Source organism: Paenibacillus sp. N3.4, from assembly GCF_008017805.1.
GTDB lineage: Bacteria > Bacillota > Bacilli > Paenibacillales > NBRC-103111 > Paenibacillus_E.
On sequence record NZ_VRTT01000030.1, the window covers coordinates 57,464 to 78,116 of the forward strand.

The 20,653-nt window shown below is 44.7% G+C and carries 21 protein-coding genes, 1 tRNA gene and 3 pseudogenes; 1 reads left to right on the top strand and 24 read right to left on the bottom strand.

All coding sequences use genetic code 11. From position 1 onward, the window contains the following. The 24 genes and pseudogenes from trpB to spoIVA form a co-directional block, all read right to left on the bottom strand. Positions 1 to 1,197: a tryptophan synthase subunit beta gene (gene trpB / locus FU659_RS16725; protein ID WP_147948624.1), complete on the bottom strand. Its 1,197-nt coding sequence runs from the start codon at positions 1,195 to 1,197 to the stop codon at positions 1 to 3. After that, complete coding sequence (locus FU659_RS16730) at positions 1,194 to 1,892, bottom strand: phosphoribosylanthranilate isomerase (protein ID WP_147948625.1); 699 nt, start codon at positions 1,890 to 1,892, stop codon at positions 1,194 to 1,196. Before FU659_RS16730 ends, trpB begins: the two co-directional genes overlap by 4 nt. Positions 1,893 to 1,911: 19 nt before the next feature. After that, complete coding sequence (gene trpC, locus FU659_RS16735) at positions 1,912 to 2,718, bottom strand: indole-3-glycerol phosphate synthase TrpC (protein ID WP_147948626.1); 807 nt, start codon at positions 2,716 to 2,718, stop codon at positions 1,912 to 1,914. Further along, the gene (gene trpD, locus FU659_RS16740; protein WP_147948627.1) at positions 2,708 to 3,748 is read right to left on the bottom strand and encodes an anthranilate phosphoribosyltransferase; all 1,041 of its coding nucleotides are present in this window, start codon (positions 3,746 to 3,748) and stop codon (positions 2,708 to 2,710) included. The genes trpC and trpD overlap by 11 nt, the downstream gene beginning before the upstream one ends. Positions 3,749 to 3,771: 23 nt before the next feature. Continuing rightward, positions 3,772 to 5,319 carry an anthranilate synthase component I gene (gene trpE / locus FU659_RS16745; protein WP_147948628.1) on the bottom strand — a complete coding sequence of 516 codons (1,548 nt, stop codon included), beginning with the start codon at positions 5,317 to 5,319 and terminating at the stop codon, positions 3,772 to 3,774. Between the two features lie 297 nt (positions 5,320 to 5,616). Continuing rightward, positions 5,617 to 6,003 (bottom strand): chorismate mutase, encoded by a 387-nt coding sequence (gene aroH / locus FU659_RS16750; RefSeq protein ID WP_147948629.1) that lies wholly within the window; start codon positions 6,001 to 6,003, stop codon positions 5,617 to 5,619. Between the two features lie 3 nt (positions 6,004 to 6,006). Next, entirely contained in the window at positions 6,007 to 7,101 is a 1,095-nt protein-coding gene (gene aroB / locus FU659_RS16755; RefSeq protein ID WP_147948630.1) for a 3-dehydroquinate synthase, read from the bottom strand. A 1-nt stretch (position 7,102) separates the two neighbouring features. Further along, positions 7,103 to 8,265 (bottom strand): annotated as a pseudogene (gene aroC / locus FU659_RS16760) (chorismate synthase). A gap of 234 nt (positions 8,266 to 8,499) precedes the next feature. Beyond that, the gene (locus tag FU659_RS35530) at positions 8,500 to 8,664 is read right to left on the bottom strand and encodes a hypothetical protein (RefSeq protein ID WP_187274196.1); all 165 of its coding nucleotides are present in this window, start codon (positions 8,662 to 8,664) and stop codon (positions 8,500 to 8,502) included. 59 nt (positions 8,665 to 8,723) lie between these two features. After that, positions 8,724 to 9,505, bottom strand: a pseudogene (locus FU659_RS16765) (CheR family methyltransferase). Between the two features lie 121 nt (positions 9,506 to 9,626). Then, positions 9,627 to 10,070: a nucleoside-diphosphate kinase gene (gene ndk, locus FU659_RS16770; RefSeq protein WP_147948631.1), complete on the bottom strand. Its 444-nt coding sequence runs from the start codon at positions 10,068 to 10,070 to the stop codon at positions 9,627 to 9,629. 85 nt (positions 10,071 to 10,155) lie between these two features. Beyond that, a complete protein-coding gene (hepT, locus tag FU659_RS16775) occupies positions 10,156 to 11,133 on the bottom strand; it encodes a heptaprenyl diphosphate synthase component II (RefSeq protein WP_147948632.1) in 978 nt (325 codons plus the stop codon). Continuing rightward, positions 11,130 to 12,022, bottom strand: a pseudogene (locus FU659_RS38870) (menaquinone biosynthesis protein). The gene hepT and the pseudogene FU659_RS38870 overlap by 4 nt, the downstream one beginning before the upstream one ends. Beyond that, positions 11,973 to 12,584 carry a UbiX family flavin prenyltransferase gene (locus FU659_RS16785; RefSeq protein ID WP_147948633.1) on the bottom strand — a complete coding sequence of 204 codons (612 nt, stop codon included), beginning with the start codon at positions 12,582 to 12,584 and terminating at the stop codon, positions 11,973 to 11,975. The pseudogene FU659_RS38870 and the gene FU659_RS16785 overlap by 50 nt, the downstream one beginning before the upstream one ends. After that, entirely contained in the window at positions 12,581 to 13,456 is an 876-nt protein-coding gene (locus tag FU659_RS16790; protein WP_147948634.1) for a UbiA-like polyprenyltransferase, read from the bottom strand. Before FU659_RS16790 ends, FU659_RS16785 begins: the two co-directional genes overlap by 4 nt. Before the next feature lie 7 nt (positions 13,457 to 13,463). Beyond that, on the bottom strand, positions 13,464 to 14,219 hold the full coding sequence (locus FU659_RS16795) for a demethylmenaquinone methyltransferase (RefSeq protein WP_315971331.1): 756 nt from the start codon (positions 14,217 to 14,219) through the stop codon (positions 13,464 to 13,466). Between the two features lie 19 nt (positions 14,220 to 14,238). Then, on the bottom strand, positions 14,239 to 15,099 hold the full coding sequence (locus FU659_RS16800; RefSeq protein WP_147948635.1) for a heptaprenyl diphosphate synthase component 1: 861 nt from the start codon (positions 15,097 to 15,099) through the stop codon (positions 14,239 to 14,241). 98 nt (positions 15,100 to 15,197) lie between these two features. After that, on the bottom strand, positions 15,198 to 15,428 hold the full coding sequence (locus FU659_RS16805; RefSeq protein ID WP_147948636.1) for a hypothetical protein: 231 nt from the start codon (positions 15,426 to 15,428) through the stop codon (positions 15,198 to 15,200). 2 nt (positions 15,429 to 15,430) lie between these two features. Continuing rightward, complete coding sequence (locus FU659_RS16810; RefSeq protein WP_147948637.1) at positions 15,431 to 15,730, bottom strand: hypothetical protein; 300 nt, start codon at positions 15,728 to 15,730, stop codon at positions 15,431 to 15,433. A 116-nt stretch (positions 15,731 to 15,846) separates the two neighbouring features. Continuing rightward, complete coding sequence (gene mtrB, locus FU659_RS16815; protein WP_147948638.1) at positions 15,847 to 16,095, bottom strand: trp RNA-binding attenuation protein MtrB; 249 nt, start codon at positions 16,093 to 16,095, stop codon at positions 15,847 to 15,849. Positions 16,096 to 16,173: 78 nt separating this feature from the next. After that, positions 16,174 to 17,100, bottom strand: coding sequence for a phosphatase PAP2 family protein (locus FU659_RS16820; protein ID WP_261807870.1), 927 nt, complete (start codon positions 17,098 to 17,100; stop codon positions 16,174 to 16,176). A gap of 95 nt (positions 17,101 to 17,195) precedes the next feature. Continuing rightward, positions 17,196 to 17,269, bottom strand: a tRNA-Pro gene (locus tag FU659_RS16825). 158 nt (positions 17,270 to 17,427) lie between these two features. Beyond that, the gene (locus FU659_RS16830; RefSeq protein WP_029193008.1) at positions 17,428 to 17,700 is read right to left on the bottom strand and encodes an HU family DNA-binding protein; all 273 of its coding nucleotides are present in this window, start codon (positions 17,698 to 17,700) and stop codon (positions 17,428 to 17,430) included. 247 nt (positions 17,701 to 17,947) lie between these two features. Beyond that, positions 17,948 to 19,426 carry a stage IV sporulation protein A gene (gene spoIVA, locus FU659_RS16835; RefSeq protein ID WP_147948639.1) on the bottom strand — a complete coding sequence of 493 codons (1,479 nt, stop codon included), beginning with the start codon at positions 19,424 to 19,426 and terminating at the stop codon, positions 17,948 to 17,950. A 664-nt stretch (positions 19,427 to 20,090) separates the two neighbouring features. Between spoIVA and FU659_RS16840 the strand changes: the two genes are divergently transcribed. Beyond that, positions 20,091 to 20,438, top strand: coding sequence for a 2Fe-2S iron-sulfur cluster-binding protein (locus FU659_RS16840; protein ID WP_147948640.1), 348 nt, complete (start codon positions 20,091 to 20,093; stop codon positions 20,436 to 20,438). Positions 20,439 to 20,653: the final 215 nt, after the last annotated feature.

Here is a 20,653-nt window from a genome sequence, read left to right on the forward strand (position 1 = left end):
TTACTCCCTCCCTATCCCAAGATAACTCATAATGGATTCAACATCTTTATCGCCCCGTCCAGAAAGACTTACGATAATAGTTTCATCTTTGGACATGGTTGGGGCTAATTTAACCGTATGAGCAATCGCATGCGCACTTTCCAGAGCTGGAATAATCCCTTCAGTCCGACTTAACAACTGGAGCGCATCCAACGCTTCCTGATCCGTAATTGGATAATACGCAGCACGTTCAATATCCTTAAGGTAGGCATGTTCGGGACCAATGCCCGGGTAATCCAAACCTGCGGAAATGGAGTGAGCCGGCTGTACTTGACCAAATTCGTCCTGCAGCAAATAGCTCATTGACCCCTGAAATACGCCCGGTGATCCTTTGGTCATTGTCGCTGCATGCTCTTCGGTTTCCACACCACGCCCAGCAGCTTCTACCCCGATCAACTTTACGCTTTCGTCCCCAACGAATGGGTAGAAAATCCCCATTGCATTGCTGCCGCCGCCAACACAAGCAACGACTGCATCCGGCAGCCTGCCTTCACTTTCCAAAATCTGCTCGCGGGACTCGTCGCCGATAACACGTTGAAAGTCGCGCACCATCATCGGATAAGGATGCGGTCCTGTTACGGAGCCAAGAATATAGTAAGTGTCTTCCACATGGCTGACCCAGTAGCGTAGAGTTTCGTTACAAGCATCTTTGAGCGTACGCGTACCTGACATAACGGGAATAACCTCAGAACCTAATAGCTTCATACGGAAAACATTGAGCTGCTGACGTTTCGTATCTTCTTCCCCCATGAATACTTTACATTCAAGTCCCATAAGCGCAGCTACCGTCGCTGTAGCAACACCATGCTGACCGGCTCCGGTCTCAGCAATTACTTTCTTTTTGCCCATTCGTTTCGCAAGAACCGCTTGCCCGATGGTGTTGTTGATTTTATGTGCGCCTGTATGATTTAAATCTTCACGTTTCAAATAGATTTTTGCCCCGCCCAGCAATTCCGTAAGACGTTCAGCGTAATAAAGCGGAGTAGGTCTACCGGAATACTGCTTTTGCAAGTAACGAACCTCGGCAATAAATTCGGGATCATCTTTATATTGAGCATAAGCTTGTTCAAGCTCATTTAATGCATTCATCAATGTCTCCGGCACATAACGGCCGCCGAATTTGCCGAATCTGCCGTGCTCGTCTGGTACTTGTGTCACTTTCGGGTCACCCTTTCAACAAATGAGATAATTTTCGCGATATCTTTGACACCATCGGTTTCCACACCACTGGAAACATCCACACCATCTGGATGATACGTATTTACTAGTAGATCAACATTATCAGGCTGAAGGCCGCCAGCTACAAGCAGCTGCACGCCTGCGTTTCGAGCCCATTCCTGGTAAACAGGGATGCAGTCCCAAGCAAAAGTGGTGCCCGATCCTCCGCCATAAATAGGGTCAAACGTGTCCAAAAGAATCGCATCAACCGCACCGCGATAAGGATCTAATTGAGCAGCTACCGCTTCTGGCGTAGGGATGGCACTATCCGACTTGGAAATCGAAACCGATTTAAACACGCTCACCTGAAATTGCTCACGCGTCCAACGGCAAAATTCTGGCGTTTCCTTACTATGAAGCTGAACTACATCTAAGGGTGCTGCAGCTAAGATATGTGCTAACTGCTCTTCAGTCGGATTCACAAATACCCCTACGGTTTGTGGGACAGTCGCACCTTTCTCTTTTTCCGCCTTCAAAAAAGAAATCAGCTCGCCCGCCTTCTCCGGAGTGACCTGCCGCTTACTTGGAGCAAAAACAAAACCAATATACGTGATCGGCAAATGCGCGACCGATTGTAATATTTCAACACTTTGAAGTCCACAAATTTTGACTTTAGAAACCGTTGGTACAGCCATCAGAATTCGCCTCTTTCCACTACAATTGAGTCGGAGCTTTCCTTAGTGTGCCCATCAAATCATGAACCGCCTGTTCGACGACAGGTTGACGCATGAAATGCTCGCCAATCAATACAGCGTGGGAGCCGATTTGCTGCAAATAGGACATATCCTGAACCGTTGATATCCCACTCTCACTTACAACCGTCTTCCCTGCAGGAATATACTGAATAAGTTCTTCCGTTGTTCCCAAATCCGTGACGAACGTCTTCAAGTTACGATTATTGATGCCAATCAACTGTGTATCTAGCTCCAGAGCCCGTTCCAGCTCTTCACGGTCATGCACTTCTACAAGAGCATCAAGACCAAGATCCTTGGCGAGAGCGAGATACTGCTTCATCTGATCCGTTGTCAAAATGGCCGCAATCAGCAAAATCGCATCAGCACCAATTAATCGGGCCTCATAAATTTGTTTGGGATCAATCGTAAAATCCTTCCGTAAAAGAGGGACATTGACCGCTTTACGTACCGCCTTGAGATAATCATTGCTTCCTTGGAAATAAGACACATCTGTCAGCACCGAAATGCAATCAGCGCCTGCTTGTTCATAGGCCTCCGCGATAAGCACGGGATCGAAGTCCTCGCGAATCAGTCCCTTGGAGGGCGATGCTTTTTTCACTTCGGCAATAAGACCCATCGAACGTTTTTTTCGTGTTGTTAACGCTTGTTCAAAGCCGAGGCAAGCAGGAAGCCCCGAAATCACTTTCTCGGCTTCCTTCAAGGAAAAGCTCCCGTTCATAGCTTCTACTTCCGCTAGCTTTGTAGCGACTATTTTATCAAGAAACATGGCTCAATTCTCCTGTATATTGGATTAGATCATTCAACTTTTGCTCGGCTCGACCCGAATCAATCACGTCAGCGGCAAACTTGACGCCTTGCTGCAGCGTACCTACATGGCCTGTTACGTAGAAACAAGCTGCGGCGTTAGCGAGCACAATATCGCGATAAGGTCCTTTTTCTCCCGCAAAAATATGACGGATGATTTCGGCGTTAAGAATCGCATCTCCGCCTGCAACATCTTTAATGCTATGGGCACGCAGACCAAGATCGTCTGGTGTTATAAAGTACGTATTAATCGCATCCAGCCTAAGCTCGGAAACTTTCGTGGAAGCCGAAATACTAAATTCGTCCAATCCATCTTCGCTAGCCACAACTAAGGCTCTCTTCAAACCGAGCGCTTGGAGCGATTGAGCGATTAACTCCGTTTTTGAAGAATCGAATACGCCGAGTACTTGACGATCTGCTCCAGCGGGATTGGTAAGTGGTCCGAGAAGATTGAACACGGTTCGAAAGCCAAGCTCGCGGCGCGGTGCTGCCACATGCTTCATCGATTGATGATAAGCCTGAGCGAACATGAAACATATCCCTGCTTTTTCCAAGCACTTGGCTGCCTGATCACCATTTAAGGTAATATTCACCCCTAATGCTTCCAGCACATCCGCACTTCCGCTTTTGCTCGACATTGCGCGATTGCCATGCTTCGCAACACGAATGCCGCCTGCTGCAGCGACAATTGCTGCTGTTGTTGAGATATTGAATGTTTCTGCGCCATCTCCGCCTGTTCCGCAGGTATCCAACAAATTCTCCTGGCCTACGTGCACTTGAACGGCCTTACTGCGCATCGTCTCTGCAAATCCTGTAATTTCCTCCAAGGTCTCGCCCTTCATGCTTAGAGCGGTCAGCAGACTGCCGATTTGCGCTTGCGTAGCTGCTCCCTCCATGATTTGGGTCATGACAGTCCGAGCTTCCTCGCGGCTTAAATGGTTGCCTTTGATGACTTTTCCGATCGCTTGTTGCACATTTATTAGTCCACTCATCGCTTGATTTCTCCTTCTTTCCCTTAAGAGTTAACAAAGTAATCTTTGTTAATATCACTGACTGGTCTAGGTTCAGGGCTGAACATGGCCTCTGCCATTCGGATCGATTTGAGCAAGGCTGTTGCTTTATTGACCGTTTCTTGGTATTCACTTTCAGGAACAGAGTCCCATACAATACCAGCTCCAGCTTGAACGTAAGCTTTGCCCTTTTTGAAAATGATCGTCCGAATTGTAATACAGGTATCCAAGTTCCCTGAAAATCCTAGATAACCAATCGCTCCGGCATAAGCGCCGCGAGATTCTGGCTCCAGCTCGGCAATAATCTCCATCGCTCTTAGTTTCGGTGCTCCAGACACCGTCCCTGCTGGAAGACAGGATAGAAAGGCATCGAAGAAATCTTTGTCTTTAGCGATTTTGCCCGATACGTTGGATACAATGTGCATAACATGCGAATACCGCTCTATATCCATGAATGTATCACATTTCACCGTACCGAATTCCGATACGCGGCCAATATCATTGCGGCCCAGATCGACCAACATCAAATGCTCCGCGCGCTCTTTTTCGTCAGCAAGCAGTTCTTTCTCCAACGCCAAATCCTCTTCGGGTGTTTTTCCTCTTGGTCGTGTACCGGCTATTGGCCGAGTCTCCACCTTTTCCTCTTCAACTCGAACCAGCAGCTCTGGCGATGTGCCAACAACGATTTCATCGTCCATTTTGAGCACATACATATAAGGAGAAGGATTCATCGTGCGCAGGACGCGATAAACTTGCAACGGAGACACCGTTGTTTCGATTTCAAAACGCTGAGAAAGCACCACTTGGAAAATATCGCCTGCGCGAATGTATTCCTTCGCTTTGTTGACATTTGCGATATATTTCTCCTTGGTGATGTTCGAACGTATCTCTCCGAGATCAGGTTCAGCCACTATCGGGTTATGCGTCATTGTATCCGAGCTTAACGGGCGCTTAATTTTCTCAATGGTTGCATCGATTTTCTCGCATGTTGCCTGATAGGCCCTGACGATATCCGCATCCGTCGCAAATGGTTGTATGTGGACATTAGCAATCACTTTAATTTGTTGTTTAAAATGATCGAACACAACCACTTGATCGCAAAACATGAATTGAATATCATTCATTTGCAAATCATCAATCTGATGAGCCGGCAGCTTCTCGTAGTATTGCAGCAGATCGTATCCGAAGAATCCGACAGCCCCCCCGGTAAAACGAGGCAAGTCAGCAAGTTGAGGACTGGAGTAGGAACGCAGATAGGCTTTAAGCACGTCAATCGGCTTCTCGTCAGAAACTGTCGTCTCCGTGACTGTCTCCACCTCTGTCTTTCCATGCTTAGCCTTGATCATCAAGAAAGGATCGCTGCCGATGAAAGAGTAACGAGCCCACTTTACTCCACCCTCCACACTTTCTAGAAGAAACGCGCGCTTTTCCTGATAAAGATGCTGAAATACACGTATAGGGGTCTCTGTATCTGCTAACAAATGACGGACCACCGGAATAAGATTATAATTTTTGGCCAGACGAATCACTTCTTGAATTTCAGGTGTATACATGGAAACATCCCCTCTCAGCTTGTGAGCTGCTCGCAGCTGCGGCGCTCAAAACTCTAGTCGACACTTATGCAACAAAAAAACCTCTACAAGCGTAGAGGTTTGAATTTAGAAAAAGTAGAAGATCAGGACGAATTAGGAAAAAGAAACGAAGGCTGCACGTAAACAAACAGATTGTCTCTATAAAGAGATATCTATTTCTTCGACATATCCTAGGTTACTTCTCTCTGCTCATCTGGGCTCAGCTCTACTTGGCTAAAAACTCTGCTCTACTACCTAAACTCATCTAATTTCACTATACTACCGTGTGGCTTCATTTGTCAATTTAACAATATCAGGGCGAAGTGCTTTCGCCTCTTTTAAGTATACATGGTTTATTTCCGCTTGACCTTTGGTTGTATTCACTTGCACCATTAAACGGATACATTTTGGCAATGCGTTCTCAACTGGAACTTCCAGGGAACACATAAGAGGTACAAGCTCCCAACCGACTAAAGCGCGAATCGCGCGTGCCGGGAATGTCGCTGTAATGTCCTCTGTTACCGTTATAAATACGGAACAAATATCTTCAGGTCGAAAGTCATTAACCTCTACAATCGTTCGAAGAAGTTCTTCTGTAGCGGTTAAAATCTCCGTTTCTTCGTTTTGTTCAACCGTTGTCGCTCCACGAATTCCCCTTAAGAACATCGACTAACTCTCCCCTTTTAAAAGCTCGACAATTTGTCTGACTTGCCCCGTCGTTACATCCTTGCGAATCTCTACCTTGCCGATCTCCGTAGGAATGATGTAAACCATCGTGCCTTCTTTAAATTTCTTATCATGCATCATAGCGCTCATGATGCTATCGGTGTCCAAATGAGAAGGAATATCCACAGGCAGCCCGAACTTCTGGAATAACCCTTTCGTTACGGTATGAATATCTTCTGCATAACCAAACTGCTGAGCAAGCTTCGCAGCTCCGACCATGCCAATGGAAATGGCTTCTCCATGCAGCAGTTCGCCATAACCGGCAACTGCTTCTAACGCATGACCAATCGTGTGGCCTAAGTTGAGGATGGCACGTAGATCATTCTCTCGTTCATCTTGTGACACCACAATGGACTTGACCTTACAGCCTACATATAGTGCATAGCTAAGCGCTTCCGGATCTAAGGCAAGAAGTTTATCCGCGTGATCATCGCACCATTGTGTAAACGTCGCATCCCAGATCAAGCCGTGCTTGATCACCTCGGAGAGGCCCGCCTTTACTTGGCGCGGTGGCAATGTCAAGAGCATGTCGATGTCGAAGAGGACTAGCTCGGGCTGATGAAAAGCACCGATGATGTTTTTCGCCATCGGATGATTAACCGCTACCTTGCCGCCTACTGAACTGTCGTGGGCAAGAATCGTTGTCGGGATCTGTACAAAACGGATCCCGCGCATAAAGCTCGCCGCTGCGAAGCCGGCGAGATCGCCGACGACGCCCCCTCCGAGGGCCACAATCGCAGAACTGCGATCGAGGCCTGTCTGGAGGGCGACGGTTATGATATCCTCAAGCTGCGCGAGGGATTTGGACGTTTCACCTGCGGGTACAACGCAGGCTGTGGCGGCGTATCCGCCGTCGCTAAGCAGCGACAACACCCGTTCTAGGTGCAGCGGAGCCACCGTTTCATCCGTAACGATGAGCAGCGGCGACTTGCGGCTGAGCTTCGCGCGGTCAAACAAATCTGCGATATCATTTAGAATACCTTGACCAATATAAATAGGATAAGACCGTTCGCCAAGCTCAACTGTGAGCTCTTTCATATTAATAGCTCTCCACTTGGGCTAGGAAATTGTTCAAATTCGCACGGATCTCTTCCAAGGAATCGCCGCCGAATTTATCCAAAAATGCGTTCGCTACTTCCCAAGCAATGACATTCTCCATAATGACGCCAGCTGCCGGAACGGCACAGGTGTCGGAGCGCTCAACCTGCGCGGTGAATACTTCTTTCGTATCAATATCCACGCTTTGCAGCGGTTTATATAGTGTAGAAATGGGTTTCATAACACCGCGAACGATAATTTGCTCGCCTGTCGTCATACCGCCTTCAAACCCGCCTGCACGATTTGTTCTACGGCTGAAGCCACCTTCTTGATTGTACAAAATTTCATCATGAACATTGGAGCCTCTGCGTTCAGCGGCTTCAAACCCAATACCGAATTCGACCCCTTTGAACGCTTGAATGGAAAGAACGGCTTGCGCAATTTTACCATCCAGTTTGCGATCCCACTGCACATGGCTGCCTAGACCCACAGGCACGCCTTCGATAATCACTTCAACGATACCACCCAGTGTATCGCCATCTTCCTTAGCTGCATCAATCGCGGCGATCATTTTAGCTTCTGCCTCTTTGTCCACCACGCGTACCGGAGATTCTTCCGTAACGCGAATAAGCTCATCGATTGGAAGCTCTTGACGCGTCGCTTCAACATCACCGATTCGGATAACTTGTCCTGCTACTTTGATTCCGAATTCAGCCAACAACTGACGAGCGACGCCGCCGGTGGCAACGCGAAGCGTCGTTTCACGGGCACTGGAACGCTCCAAAATATTCCGCAGGTCCTTTTGATTGTATTTCAGACCACCGTTTAAATCAGCATGACCTGGGCGAGGACGGTTTACGCGACGTTTGCCTTCGTCATCGCCTTCAACTGATTCAATCCCCATTACCGTTGTCCAATGCTTCCAGTCGTTATTCACAACAACGAGTGCAATTGGCGCTCCGGTTGTTTTACCATGACGCACACCGCCAACAATATTCGCCGTATCTTTTCAATTTGCATCCGTCGACCGCGACCATAGCCTTTTTGACGTCTGTGTAATTGAAAATTCAGATCTTCGAAGTTCAGGGTTACATTACTTGGGAACCCTTCAATAATTGCAGTGAGTTGCGGGCCGTGTGTTTCTCCTGCCGTTAAATATCTCACAATCCGTTACCCCCTTTAATTGTTGAGAAGCATGCTGCTTCGTAATCATTCATTTGAGTTGTTTCCATCATCACTATGTATGAAATACTTTAGCGCTTTGACGCGCGATTATCTTTTGTCATTATAGTATAGGTACTGAGGTTTGGCAACAGCACAAACACAAAAACACGCTTGGCATCAGAGGTGCGATCCCCTTTCGCAAAAGCGTGTCAGCAGCTTGACAGCCTGTATGAGTTACCCGTGCATGGGTTGCTTTTGAACGATTCTTGGAAGTTCCGCCATCTGTGGATCATTCATAAGACCCGTAATTTGGCTTGAATCTAATCCCAAAATTTGCGCGCACTCCTGAATCGAGATCATTCCTCTGCGATAGGCGGTAATCACTTTGCGTTTATCCATATATACCCTCCTAAGCGTTTCCTTTTAATACCTTTTAGTATAGGAAAAACTGGAAGATCTTATACTTCTTTTTTACGATAAAAGAACGTATCTGCGGGCTCAAGATCGTATTGACCCGGAGAAAATATTTGCTCAGTCGATCCGACGAACAGGAGCCCGCCCGGTTTCAGCGCTTTCGAAAACTTTTGATACAACACATGCTTCGCTTCTTCTGTAAAATAAATGATAACATTGCGGCACACAATAAGATCAAATCCCGTATCGAACGTATCGACGAGCAAATTTTGTTTCTGGAACTTAATGGATTTCTTTAGATCATCCGTAATATGATACATAACCTGATCTTGTCTAAAGTATTTTTTCACATATTTCGGAGGAACGTCACGTAAAGATCGATCCAAGTAAATTCCTTTACGCGCCTTCTCTAAAGCCCCGTCGTCGATATCTGTTGCGTGGAGATTAGCTTCAGCCAACGCTCCCTGTTCAGCCAATATCATCGCCAAGGTATAAGGCTCTTCACCAGTTGAACAAGCTGCACTCCATACTTTTAAGCGGCGATTTTTTTGAGCATCTCAGGGATAAATCGCTGTTCAACAAGTTCCCACCGATTCGGATTTCTCCAAAACTCTGAAACATTGATCGTCATTCGATCCAAAAATTCGTAAAACAATTCTTTATCCTTCATCATGGCATCGAAAAAAGCGACAAAAGTGTTATACCCACGCTTCATACGAAGCGTAGTCAAACGTCTTTTCATTTGCGCTTCTTTATATAAAGCTAGATCAATGGATGTAACCTCTTTTATTTTTTTGATAAACAACAAAAAATCCTGGTCTTCCATATGTCCACCTACCTTGAGGATTTGCTACTAACATACATTCTATAGCGCTTTCTTCTTTCCTCTAAAAAAAGACAAAAAAAGAACCCTCATCGCGAAGATGGCAGGCTCTTCGTTTGAAACGTCAGATCCAAGTCTGAATCACTTTGCTGTATGCGAAAATCTCTTCTGAGTTGAAAAAGTTGCCAATTTCTCGCGCCGCACTCTCAGGTGAATCCGAACCATGAATTAAATTTAAATTCGTATGTACAGCGAAGTCGCCTCGAATGGTACCGGGAGCCGCTTCCAGAGAATTCGTCTTGCCGATCATTGTCCGGGATAATGCAATGACTTGTTCGCCTTCCCATACCATAGCAAAGACTGGACCGGATGTTATGAAATTCACAAGTCTCTCATAAAAGTCTTTCCCTTTGTGTTCCGCGTAATGAAACTCTGCCTGCTCTCTCGACATGACAGTAAGCTTACTCCCAATTAATTGGAATCCTTTCTGTTCAAAACGTTTCATAATTTCACCGATGAGCCCGCGTTGTACGCCATCTGGTTTAACCATTAAGAATGTTTTCTCCATGTGCAGACTGCCTCCTTTAATAGGTTGAACCTATGTATCCTTCGTTCTAGAATACACTTCTTGGCAACATTTCTCAAATCGATAATTAATAAGAACGATTGCTAATAAAATAAGCAACCTCGATTAGGTCCTTTTTGGCTTGAATATCCGGCAGCTTGTCCAGCGAAGCAATCGCTTTATCCATATATTTTTGAGATAGAGCATCCGCCCTTTGGATGCCATCACTGCTTCGAATCATATCCAATAATTTGCTCACCTCTGTTTGACCATCAGCCTCTTGAATTCGCTCCAGCTCGGTCAAAATGTGAGGTCTAAGTGAGCGATCTTCTAAGGCAAACAATACAGGCAGTGTAATGTTGCCTTGTTTAACATCGCTGCCTGGCGGCTTGCCGATTTGCTTTTCCGTGCCTATCAGGTCCAAAATATCATCGCGTATTTGAAACACCATACCGATGTTATAGCCGAATGTATATAGCTTGTTGCTTATCCAATCGGGCGCATTGGCCGCTACCGCTCCCAATTGACACGAGATCGCGATAAGCAAGGCCGTTTTGCGTCGAATCCGCAATAAGTAGTCTCGAATCGTCTGATCCGCATGAAAAAAGAAACGAATCTGTTCCATTTCTCCAATCGACATTTCCACAATCGCCTTGGACATAATTTGATGGACCGTAGGATTAGGAATTTCGGTAATGACACCTAGCGCTTTAGCAAATATGAAATCTCCTGTGAACATGGCAATGCGATTATCCCATTTGGACCGGACAGTTAACTGTCCACGTCTCGTATTCGCATCATCAATTACATCGTCATGGACTAGCGATGCCATATGTATAAGTTCTAAAGGCACAGCAACGTGCTTCATCGTCTGCAACTGGTAGTCGCCAAATTCACCTGAAAGGAGAACAAATACAGGGCGAATGCGCTTTCCCCCTGCTTTCAATAAATGCAACGAAGTATCTCTGAGCATCGAGTGATCGGCATGAATGCTTTCCTCGAGTTCTTTCTCGATCGCCGCGATATCTTTCTTTTTTCTTGTATAAATATCCATTAGGTTTTTCATTCTGTCACCTGTACCACCTTATTATCTGACCATAAACCGATAGTTGCCGGCTTAGGCAGGAAACCAAGCTCATAGCAATACTTGTAATACAAGGTTAATCCATCCCATTGTTCGGTCCCAAAATCATAGCACAACGTATGAAAATAATGACGCCAATATTCCCTTACTCCTCCGACAGTCATTTGCGCTTTCTGAATCAATTCATCCGGATGCTGGTGGGCTCTGACTTTACTTTTCAAAAAAGCATCGAATACAGTCGCCACCAATTCCGGATACTTCGTTGTTGTTTCTTTACGAATAGCCCAAACTGCGAATGACATCCATTGCCCCGTCCATTTAGCCCATTCTTGTCCAAGATCCGTAACCATATACTTCGTATTGCGCCAGTTCTCTTTAATCGCATCATCACCGATCAATAAGGCACCATCCGCCTTTTCCATCATGAGTGCCAAGTCAGGCTGCGAATATTCGTAAGTGGGTTTTCCCCCATAAAACTTTTCAAGAATAATTTTCAGTAAATTACTGAGGTTGCAGACGTAGTTGGCAGTACGATACGTCCGTTTGCAATTTCGCGTAACGGCTGTTCATGAAACAATAGAATGGAATTCACTTCACCATAAGCGCTTACGGATAAATCCGGATACAACAAATAATTCTCAAAGTTCTCGCCATAAGCAAAAGAGGATATGGGGCCCATATCGATTTCACCAGCTGCCATTGCCTTGTTCAACGAGGTTGGCACCTGCTCAATAATGTCCACTTCTGAGCTATTCATGAGTTCAGGAAAATAATAATAGATCGGCCAAACATTCGTATAGTTAATTCGACCAATTCGTATTCTAGGGTCTTGGCTGTTCATCATTATCCCCCCATCTACGGTACAAAGCATGCTCAACTTCCATGCTATCCAAAACTTTTCCTACCAAAAAATCGACCATATCTTGAATCGAACTAGGACGATTATAAAAAGCTGGCATCGCAGGAAGCATACGCACGCCCATTCTTGATAAAGTAAGCATATTTTCTAAATGAATGGCATGCAGAGGTGTTTCCCTAGGTACCAAGATTAATTTTCTTCCTTCTTTCAACATGACATCTGCTGTACGCTCTAGCAAATTATCAGAAGAACCGTGAGCGATTCCGGATAAGGTACCCATCGAACATGGAATAACGACCATTCCCTTCGTTCGGAAAGAGCCGCTTGCTACGGTAGCGCCAATATCGGCAATCGGATGAAAATCATACGAACCCTGACGTCCTCCAAAATGCTGCTGCAGCATCTCTTTACGCTTACTTGCGTTCCAGTCCAACTCATCGTGCAGAACTCGCCAGCCTGCCTCTGTAATGATGAGATGGACATTTAACCCTTGCTCTAGCAGCACCTGACACAGCCTGACCCCATAGATGGCTCCACTGGCTCCTGTTATGCCGATTACCCAATTACCGCTCATGAATGCTGCCTCAAAAGCACGTCAAGCCATGTGAAAGCAAACATTACTAAGCTAAGTACGCCATTCATCGTAAAGAACGCTGTATTTAATTTGGATAAATCTTGAGGAGATACGAGCCTGTGTTCTTTATACAAAATAAAATAAGCGATAACGAGTCCGATTAAGTAAAGCCAGCTTAAATTTGTAATGAAAAATAAAGTAATTAATCCAACCGCAGTAAGTACGTGAAGGACGCGCGCTGTATGAAGCGCAGCTTTAATACCGAAACGACTTGGCAAAGAATGCAGCCCCTCGTTACGATCAAATTCCGCATCTTGGCACGCATAGATAAGATCAAACCCTGTGCTCCAACATACGACCGTCAAATAAAAAATAATAGATGACCAGGTGATATGACCTGTTACTGCAACCCATCCGCCAAGCGGAGCCAGCCCTAAGGTTATCCCTAGGAAGAAATGGCAAGTCCATGTAAATCTTTTGGTGTACGAGTAAAAGACAAGAAAAAAGACAGCAATTGGCAGCAATTTCATCGATAAAGAACTCAAATGAGAAGTTGCCCAAAACAATAACGCAAATGAAATAAGGATATAAAAGATAACTTGCTGTATGGAGATTAACCCCGCTGGTATCGCTCTATTCTCGGTTCGGGGATTTTTTTTATCGATCGTTTTGTCTATGACACGGTTTAGGGCCATTGCTGCAGTTCTTGCCCCCACCATAGCTAACGTAATCCAACCGATTTGAGCCCATGATGGCAGATGTCCATTCAATACAACTGAACCGAGGATAGCCCCCATGAACGCAAATGGCAAAGCAAAAACACTGTGTTCAAATTTAATCATTTCCAAAAAAATTTTTAGTTTAGTAAACATATGCTGATTACACTCCTGATTTCGTTTTCCCCTTGGTTCCCATATGCAAGGCTGCAATGCCGCCCGTTAGTGGATATGCTTGTACATTTTCTAGTCCCTGTTTCTCGAATATGGCTGCCAGTTGTTTGTGATCGGGAAAATGGATTAATGATTCCGGTAACCATTTGTATTCCTCATACTTCTTTGCAATGAGCTTCCCCATAAACGGCAACACCCGTTGGAAGTAAAAATAATAGATAGACTTAAAAGGCTCCCATGTCGGCTTGGATAACTCTAGAGACACAACCAGCCCTCCTGGTTTAACGACACGCTGCATTTCACGAATAACCTGCTCCAGATCAGGAACATTGCGAAGCGCAAGTCCAATCGTTGCATAATCAAACGAATTGTCGTCATACGGAAGACTCATGGCATTCCCACGAACTAACTGAATTTGATCATTCAAGCGGAGCTCCTTGATTTTGACTGCGCCATAATCGAGCATGTTTTGGCTAAAATCAAGACCGATCATCTTCCCGCTGCCGCTAGCCTGAGCTAAACTGATCGTCCAGTCACACGTGCCACAGCACAAATCTATGGCAGTCTCGCCTGGCTTCACATTCATCTTCTTCATAGTGAATTTACGCCAAGCTTTGTGCCTGCGAAAACTTAAAATATTGTTCATCAAATCATATTTGGGGGCAATGCTTTCAAAGACGGAATGCACGAATTCCTCTTTGGTCTTGGTTGATTTAGGCTGCAAATCCGATTTGGTCATAGTCATCTGTCCAGTCACCTCAAATTTATTCTAACACCTTGGGCTGCTTCGCAGAGAAGCGAAGGAAAGGTTCACCAATGTGAAACAGTTCACTTATTAGCGCATCCGAATCAAGCTGCTTTATTTCGGATATTAACTTCTTGCTTTGTTGATCAAGCATCTGATAAAGCTGGGAAGAGATGTTGTATTTATGAATTAATGCTCGAACCTTTGCTTGATCCGCTTCTTCGGCATGAAGCTGCTTACGCTCCTCTTTGGTTCCCTGTTGGAGAATATGCCAGAACCCCCAACTTCCTTGAAAGTTCGACGTAGACTCTGCTCGGAAAATCTCTTCAAAAATAACTTCGCACTTCGCATAACTTCTCATTATGTCTGGCCAGGTTTGATGATAAACCTCAGACAAACACCCAGAGAAAGACAAAAACAGCTGAGATTTGATTTCCACCGTTTGGTGAATGTAATCTTCTGCCGTTAATTTAAACTGTTTCATTTTCATATAGACGTTCATCTTCAGTCGATTCACTTCACAAATGGCGCTCGATAATTGTTTAATCATCTCGATCTGCCCCGCCTGTGCAAGCAAATAGTAAAAGCGAGAGCTGAAATAATCGCCTGCCAACACTTTAAGTTGCCTGGATCTGGCTGCCTTTTTCTCTTTGATATCATTGGAAGCTGTAATCAGATCATGCGTGTCTAACGCCAATTGAACGAGTGAAGTTGCCAACGTATATAATTCGCTTGAAGCGCTCAGCTTCGTATTTCCGTTCAAAAAAGCGAACAACAGACGTGTGCGAAGCTCCGGAAAGTCCGGTAAGTCTGTATGTAGTTGGATCATATCATACTCTGTGTACTGCTTAGCAATCTCTGGAATCCGATAAGAATTCATGCAAAAGCCTCCGTAACCGTGTGCCAAATCTCATTTGTGTTCATCCATGCTTCAATCCAAATAATTATAGCATAACCCGTATTCAGAAGCACACTTAATTATAAGGGATATCTTTGCTGCCATCTGGAGGTGTAAGTAAGGCGAAAACGGTTCTGTAATTGTTGTTCAAGTTGAATCAAACTAAGACTACTTGCATTCTGCTCCATATCTTTCCCATGTTCACGATCTGCTACCATGGCTAAGACAAGTTGTGTGGAGGCTTCGTCCGTTGAACCCGAATAATCCAACACACGCACCCAAATTTGATCCACATTTTTCGTTTTCATCATGATCATTGCGCAATTGTATATAGATCTCGATATACAGCTGTTGTATCTGCATTTTTGAGTAAACTAAGATCAAGAGAAAGTCGGGAATTGCTTAACTCAACCTTGCGAATCCGAAGCTGAAGCGGAACCTGCACAAGTAAATCAACCAAATTATGATCGGTAAGCTGAGCCGCGCGATTGCTAGACCAATTATCAGCTGTGTTTAAGCTTACGGAACGATCTACATTCGGGAGAACAGATAAACATATCGCAACAACGATAGATATTCCCGCTGTCATCATAAGGCGCATGGAGCCGTTCATACCTACACCTCCTACAAGTTTTGCCTTAGCAAAACAGACTTGTTGCGCACGTATGCTTATACAAGCCCATACACCATTGTACAAAAGAAAAAAGCAGGCTATGCCTGCTTTTGAAATTATTCTTCCGTATCAATGGTGCCGTACTTGGTCATGATCAGCGCCTTGCCTCTCACTTTGACGGCAGAAGTATGTTCGGTGAACTGAGCAATCATGACTTCACCTTTATCCAGCTTCTCTGTATGATGAAAACGAGTGTCTTGACCACGAGTCAGTCCAATTACATGGACGCCATTATCCTTGGCCTTAATGACAAAATATTCATTCCCGTTCGTAGTCGGATTATTTGTTTTATTGTTCTGTTCCACTTTCCAACCTCCGTTCTAAACAAACTTGACTTTCTTACTTCATGATGCCAAAAAAAGTATCCAGAAGTCAACCAAGCTTTAAACGGACATTTCTTTGGCGGCCACTTTTGTTCCTTTGTTATAAAACTTTTTGAATGAGACAGGGATGACCTTGTTCGTGACAATACGAATCAAGAAATCGGACAGCTTAACGGTTCCGAAGGCAAACAGCATGCCGGCGAATACATCGATCAGCCAATGGATTTGTAAATACAAGGTAGAAAATATAATTGCGCTGCAATACGTGACCATCATTGTTTTGAAAATGCGATCTTTCTCCCTCAAAGCCAGCAGCAGCATGGCAAAGGAAATGGACGTGTGCATACTCGGAAAGCAATTCATGGCAGCGACTAGCAAAGAATTCTCATCGGCAAAAACACGATGCAATAAATCGGGCTGCTTATTCACGTACCAAACTTCATGCAGCAAAATCAAATTATAAAAAGGCAAAATAAGCGGAAATTGAAGCATATGACCTGACAATGCATAGGAGAGCATTTTCTTGATACTTCTTGTCCAATAACTTCTTACCATACAAATCCATAACGATAATACAAAGCCATAATTATAAATCCACACCATGGCTTTATCAAGAAAAGGATTTGCTATCCATCTGGCCCATCCACCGGTATTTAAGGGAATAGCGTTCATATAGGCATCCCAATGCCAGGGATGACGATTATTTTCAAACATCCAATTGGCAATTCTCCACCAAAAGCTGTTCCCGCTCCCATAAAAATAGTAAAACACGCCTAAAAGCGGGATACCGACAATAAAAAAACGTTTCCAATCGACATCGATCTGATCCTTACGGACACCAAGCAAGCAGATTAACAGCAATATCCAACATTCTTTACTCCAATTGCCGACCGTACCAATACGCCACACCAAATATATGGAAGCAATAATACCGTACATCGTCCAGTCTTGCGATTTCACAAGCTCATTCAGTTTCAACTTGCTCAAGGTTGTTCCCCCTAATCTTTCTCTATGAAGTGCGAATAATTGGAACAAGCTTCTTCATGAGAAAAAGACATCGGACTTCGATGTCTTTTTCATAATCGGAGTAACACGATTTGAACGTGCGACCTCACCCACCCCAAGGGTGCGCGCTACCAGGCTGCGCCATACCCCGTTCGTAAGCTATGGCTTACTTATTCACTTTTGTAATTATAGTAGGAGATTTTGTAATTGTAAAGGCATTTTGCAGCACAAATAAATAAAGCCGCAACTGCGGTTAGCGGTCACGGCTTTGTTGTTGGTATAACGTTCAATAGTATGTAAAATCAGTAATTATTGAATGCCATCTTTAAGTGCTTTACCAGGTTTGAAAGCTGGAATTTTGCTAGCAGGGATTTCGATTTCATCACCAGTCTGTGGATTACGTCCTTTACGAGCAGAACGTTCACGAACTTCGAAGTTACCAAATCCAACCAATTGTACTTTATCTCCACCTTGCAGCGCTTCAGAAATTGCATCAAAAACAGCATCAACTGCTTTTGTTGCATCTTTCTTGGAAAGCTCGGAGGTTTCAGCAACCTTGTTAATCAATTCAGATTTATTCATGCCATTCACCTCCCCCCAAGATTACTCACTTCCGTTACTTCCTGTTTTCACCGTTTCGTCAGAAAATATACATTATTTTTTGAAAAATCGTTGATTTTCTTAGTGAAAATGAATTTCGAAAGCAGACGAATAAACTCATAGTAATACACTGAGTCAGCAATTTCAAGTATTACTCTCCTTTTTACGTGGTAATTTTTGCTATAAAACGACAAAAACACTCTTTCGAGTGTTTTTCGAGTCGAATTTTTTACAAAATAATGGCAATAAGTCCACCTGAACCCTCATTAATAATGCGTCCCAACGTTTCTTGCAATTTATAGCGGGCATTGTCTGGCATTTGGGCCAGCTTGCCTTGAATGCCTTCGCGGACAATGGAATGCAAGGATCTGCCAAATATATCAGACTCCCAAATTTTCAGCGGATTATCTTCAAAATCCTGCATGAGATAACGCACAAGCTCTTCACTTTGCTTCTCTGTCCCGATAATCGGCGAGAACTCAGACTCTACATCTACTCGTATCATATGAATAGAAGGCGCTGTTGCCCTTAATCTGACGCCAAATCTGGAACCTTGCCGTATAAGCTCCGGCTCGTCAAGAGCCATCTCAGCCAACGTTGGAGGCGCGATACCGTAGCCTGTTGTTTTGACCATTTCCAACGCTTCGGCAAATTGATCGTATTCTCGCTTCGCATGCGTGAAGTCTTGCATAAGCTGAAGAAGGTGATCCTTCCCGCGAATTTCTACCCCCACCACTTCAACAAGAATACGGTCATAGAGTTCATCAGGCGCAAATAAGTCAATCTCAGCTACGCCTTGACCCATTCGAAGATCCGCCAATGCGGCCTTATCAATGAATTCATATTCGGCAAATTGGCTAACGACACGATCCACATCACGCAGACGACGAATATCTTGCACCGTATCACGGACAGAATTTTCGAATTGCGTACGCAGCCAATGATTTTCATCCAGAACCATCACCCAGCTAGGTAAATTAACATTGACTTCATGAACTGGGAACTCATAAAGCACCTCGCGCAGGACGGACACCATTTCCTCTTCGCCTGCACTGGCTACACTCATGGTTACAACAGGAACGTCATAACGACTTTGCAGCTCGCTGCGCAGCTCAAGCGCCGGCTCACTGTTCGGCTTTTGAGAGTTAATGATCACAATGAATGGCTTGCCTACTTCTTTCAACTCATTAATAACTCTTTCTTCTGCTAGCACATACGAAGACCTCGGAATATCAGAAATCGTACCATCTGTTGTTACAACTACACCAAGTGTAGAATGCTCCTGAATCACTTTACGGGTTCCGATTTCGGCAGCCTCTTGAAAAGGAATCGGCTCATCAAACCACGGTGTATTAATCATACGCGGGCCATTTTCGTCTTCATAGCCTTTGGCGCCATCGACTGCATAACCTACACAATCGACGAGGCGAACGTTCACATTAAGCCCCTCAGCCACCGAAATTTGAACCGCGGTATTCGGTACGAATTTCGGCTCCGTTGTCATAATCGTGCGGCCAGCAGCGCTCTGCGGGAGTTCATCGGTAGCCCGGATCCTGTCCGCTTCGCTTTGAATGTTAGGCAGCACTACAGATTCCACAAAACGTTTGATAAAGGTTGATTTTCCTGTACGGACTGCTCCGACTACCCCCAGGTAAATGTCCCCTCCCGTTCGTTCTGCAATGTCCTTAAAGATATCCACTTTCTCCAAGAGAATCCCTCCTACAGTTTGGTCGTCAACTGACGCTAAAAGACGATAGCAATTGACTACTCGTACATCATCTAGAGAACTTTGATCATCGACCAAGTCTCGCCTTATTGGACTAGTAAGAAATATATGTACTTTCGATAGAAATATGATAGATGCGCTCGAACTTTTTTCAGCAACCATATTTTAAAGAGGCACATATGGCTTTCTTTATAGAACCATATATAGGGATCTTTGATCGGAGATCAAAGTCTCACCACATTGAAAGAATATATGAGCGATTCGCATGAGATATTCTGAACATACGAAAAAACCTCTTACAATTTTGTAAGAGGTCGCGCCATTATTTGTTTTGCGGCATCGGTTGGTTGTTTTGCCAATAATACGGGTAACTGCGTACAGGCACAAAATAAGATTTATTCACAAGAATGTCACGAAGTTAAAGTGATGCCACTTGCTCATGAACTCATTTTTAATCTGCTCCGGGGCCGCTCAGATCGCTACGAAGCCATTGCGTTTACAATGCTTTCCTATCCGGAGATTCATATGCAAGCTTTAGAGGATTTGCTAAAGCGAAATAGCTGGGGAGTCGAGTTTCAAATGAAATTGCAAAGTCTCTTAAATTCTCCCAAATAACAAGATGAAAGCGTCTAAAAGTAGGTGTGTAATGTCACAAATGGAAGTACACTTTTGGCCGGATGATAAAAAAATTGGTGTTCGTCCCGGAACGACATTGCTCGATGCTGGACGCAAAGCGAAGGTTCATATCCGCACGCGCTGTGGGGGCAAAGCCGCTTGCCTCATGTGCAAAGTGATCGTTCAGGATTCCTCAGGACTTGCTCCGATGAATGTCAATGAACGACTGAAGCTGGGTTCACATGCCGATGAGGGTTATCGTTTAGCCTGCCAGGCGCGTGTTACCGGCTCTGTTCAGGTTACGGTTCCCGAAGATCCGCTTAAGGCAGCCATACGTGCGCAGCTTGCCAGACAGGCGGCAGAGGACGATTTATTTTGAAAAAGATAGGATGATTTCCATTGCAAATAAACCGAATTCTTTCAAAAATGAGATGGTTGGGCATTGCAACATGCTTCCTTCTAGTTCTTAGTGGCTGTGCATATCCCAAGGAACTGCGGAAAGCAATTCATGGCAGCGACTAGCAAAGAATTCTCATCGGCAAAAACACGATGCAATAAATCGGGCTGCTTATTCACGTACCAAACTTCATGCAG

What these genes read in the sequence shown, in the direction of transcription:
- trpD (WP_147948627.1), bottom strand. Translation starts at nt 3,748, where the DNA reads ATGAGTGGACTAATAAATGTGCAACAAGCGATCGGAAAAGTCATCAAA.
- FU659_RS16795 (WP_315971331.1), bottom strand. Translation starts at nt 14,219, where the DNA reads ATGACTATGACCAAATCGGATTTGCAGCCTAAATCAACCAAGACCAAA.
- FU659_RS16830 (WP_029193008.1), bottom strand. Translation starts at nt 17,700, where the DNA reads ATGAATAAATCTGAATTGATTAACAAGGTTGCTGAAACCTCCGAGCTT.
- FU659_RS16805 (WP_147948636.1), bottom strand. Translation starts at nt 15,428, where the DNA reads ATGATGAAAACGAAAAATGTGGATCAAATTTGGGTGCGTGTGTTGGAT.
- FU659_RS16810 (WP_147948637.1), bottom strand. Translation starts at nt 15,730, where the DNA reads ATGAACGGCTCCATGCGCCTTATGATGACAGCGGGAATATCTATCGTT.
- FU659_RS16785 (WP_147948633.1), bottom strand. Translation starts at nt 12,584, where the DNA reads ATGAGCGGTAATTGGGTAATCGGCATAACAGGAGCCAGTGGAGCCATC.
- FU659_RS16800 (WP_147948635.1), bottom strand. Translation starts at nt 15,099, where the DNA reads ATGAATTCTTATCGGATTCCAGAGATTGCTAAGCAGTACACAGAGTAT.
- aroB (WP_147948630.1), bottom strand. Translation starts at nt 7,101, where the DNA reads ATGAAAGAGCTCACAGTTGAGCTTGGCGAACGGTCTTATCCTATTTAT.
- FU659_RS35530 (WP_187274196.1), bottom strand. Translation starts at nt 8,664, where the DNA reads ATGGATAAACGCAAAGTGATTACCGCCTATCGCAGAGGAATGATCTCG.
- trpC (WP_147948626.1), bottom strand. Translation starts at nt 2,718, where the DNA reads ATGTTTCTTGATAAAATAGTCGCTACAAAGCTAGCGGAAGTAGAAGCT.
- FU659_RS16840 (WP_147948640.1), top strand. Translation starts at nt 20,091, where the DNA reads ATGTCACAAATGGAAGTACACTTTTGGCCGGATGATAAAAAAATTGGT.
- FU659_RS16730 (WP_147948625.1), bottom strand. Translation starts at nt 1,892, where the DNA reads ATGGCTGTACCAACGGTTTCTAAAGTCAAAATTTGTGGACTTCAAAGT.
- FU659_RS16790 (WP_147948634.1), bottom strand. Translation starts at nt 13,456, where the DNA reads ATGTTTACTAAACTAAAAATTTTTTTGGAAATGATTAAATTTGAACAC.
- hepT (WP_147948632.1), bottom strand. Translation starts at nt 11,133, where the DNA reads ATGAAAAACCTAATGGATATTTATACAAGAAAAAAGAAAGATATCGCG.
- trpE (WP_147948628.1), bottom strand. Translation starts at nt 5,319, where the DNA reads ATGTATACACCTGAAATTCAAGAAGTGATTCGTCTGGCCAAAAATTAT.
- ndk (WP_147948631.1), bottom strand. Translation starts at nt 10,070, where the DNA reads ATGGAGAAAACATTCTTAATGGTTAAACCAGATGGCGTACAACGCGGG.
- aroH (WP_147948629.1), bottom strand. Translation starts at nt 6,003, where the DNA reads ATGTTCTTAAGGGGAATTCGTGGAGCGACAACGGTTGAACAAAACGAA.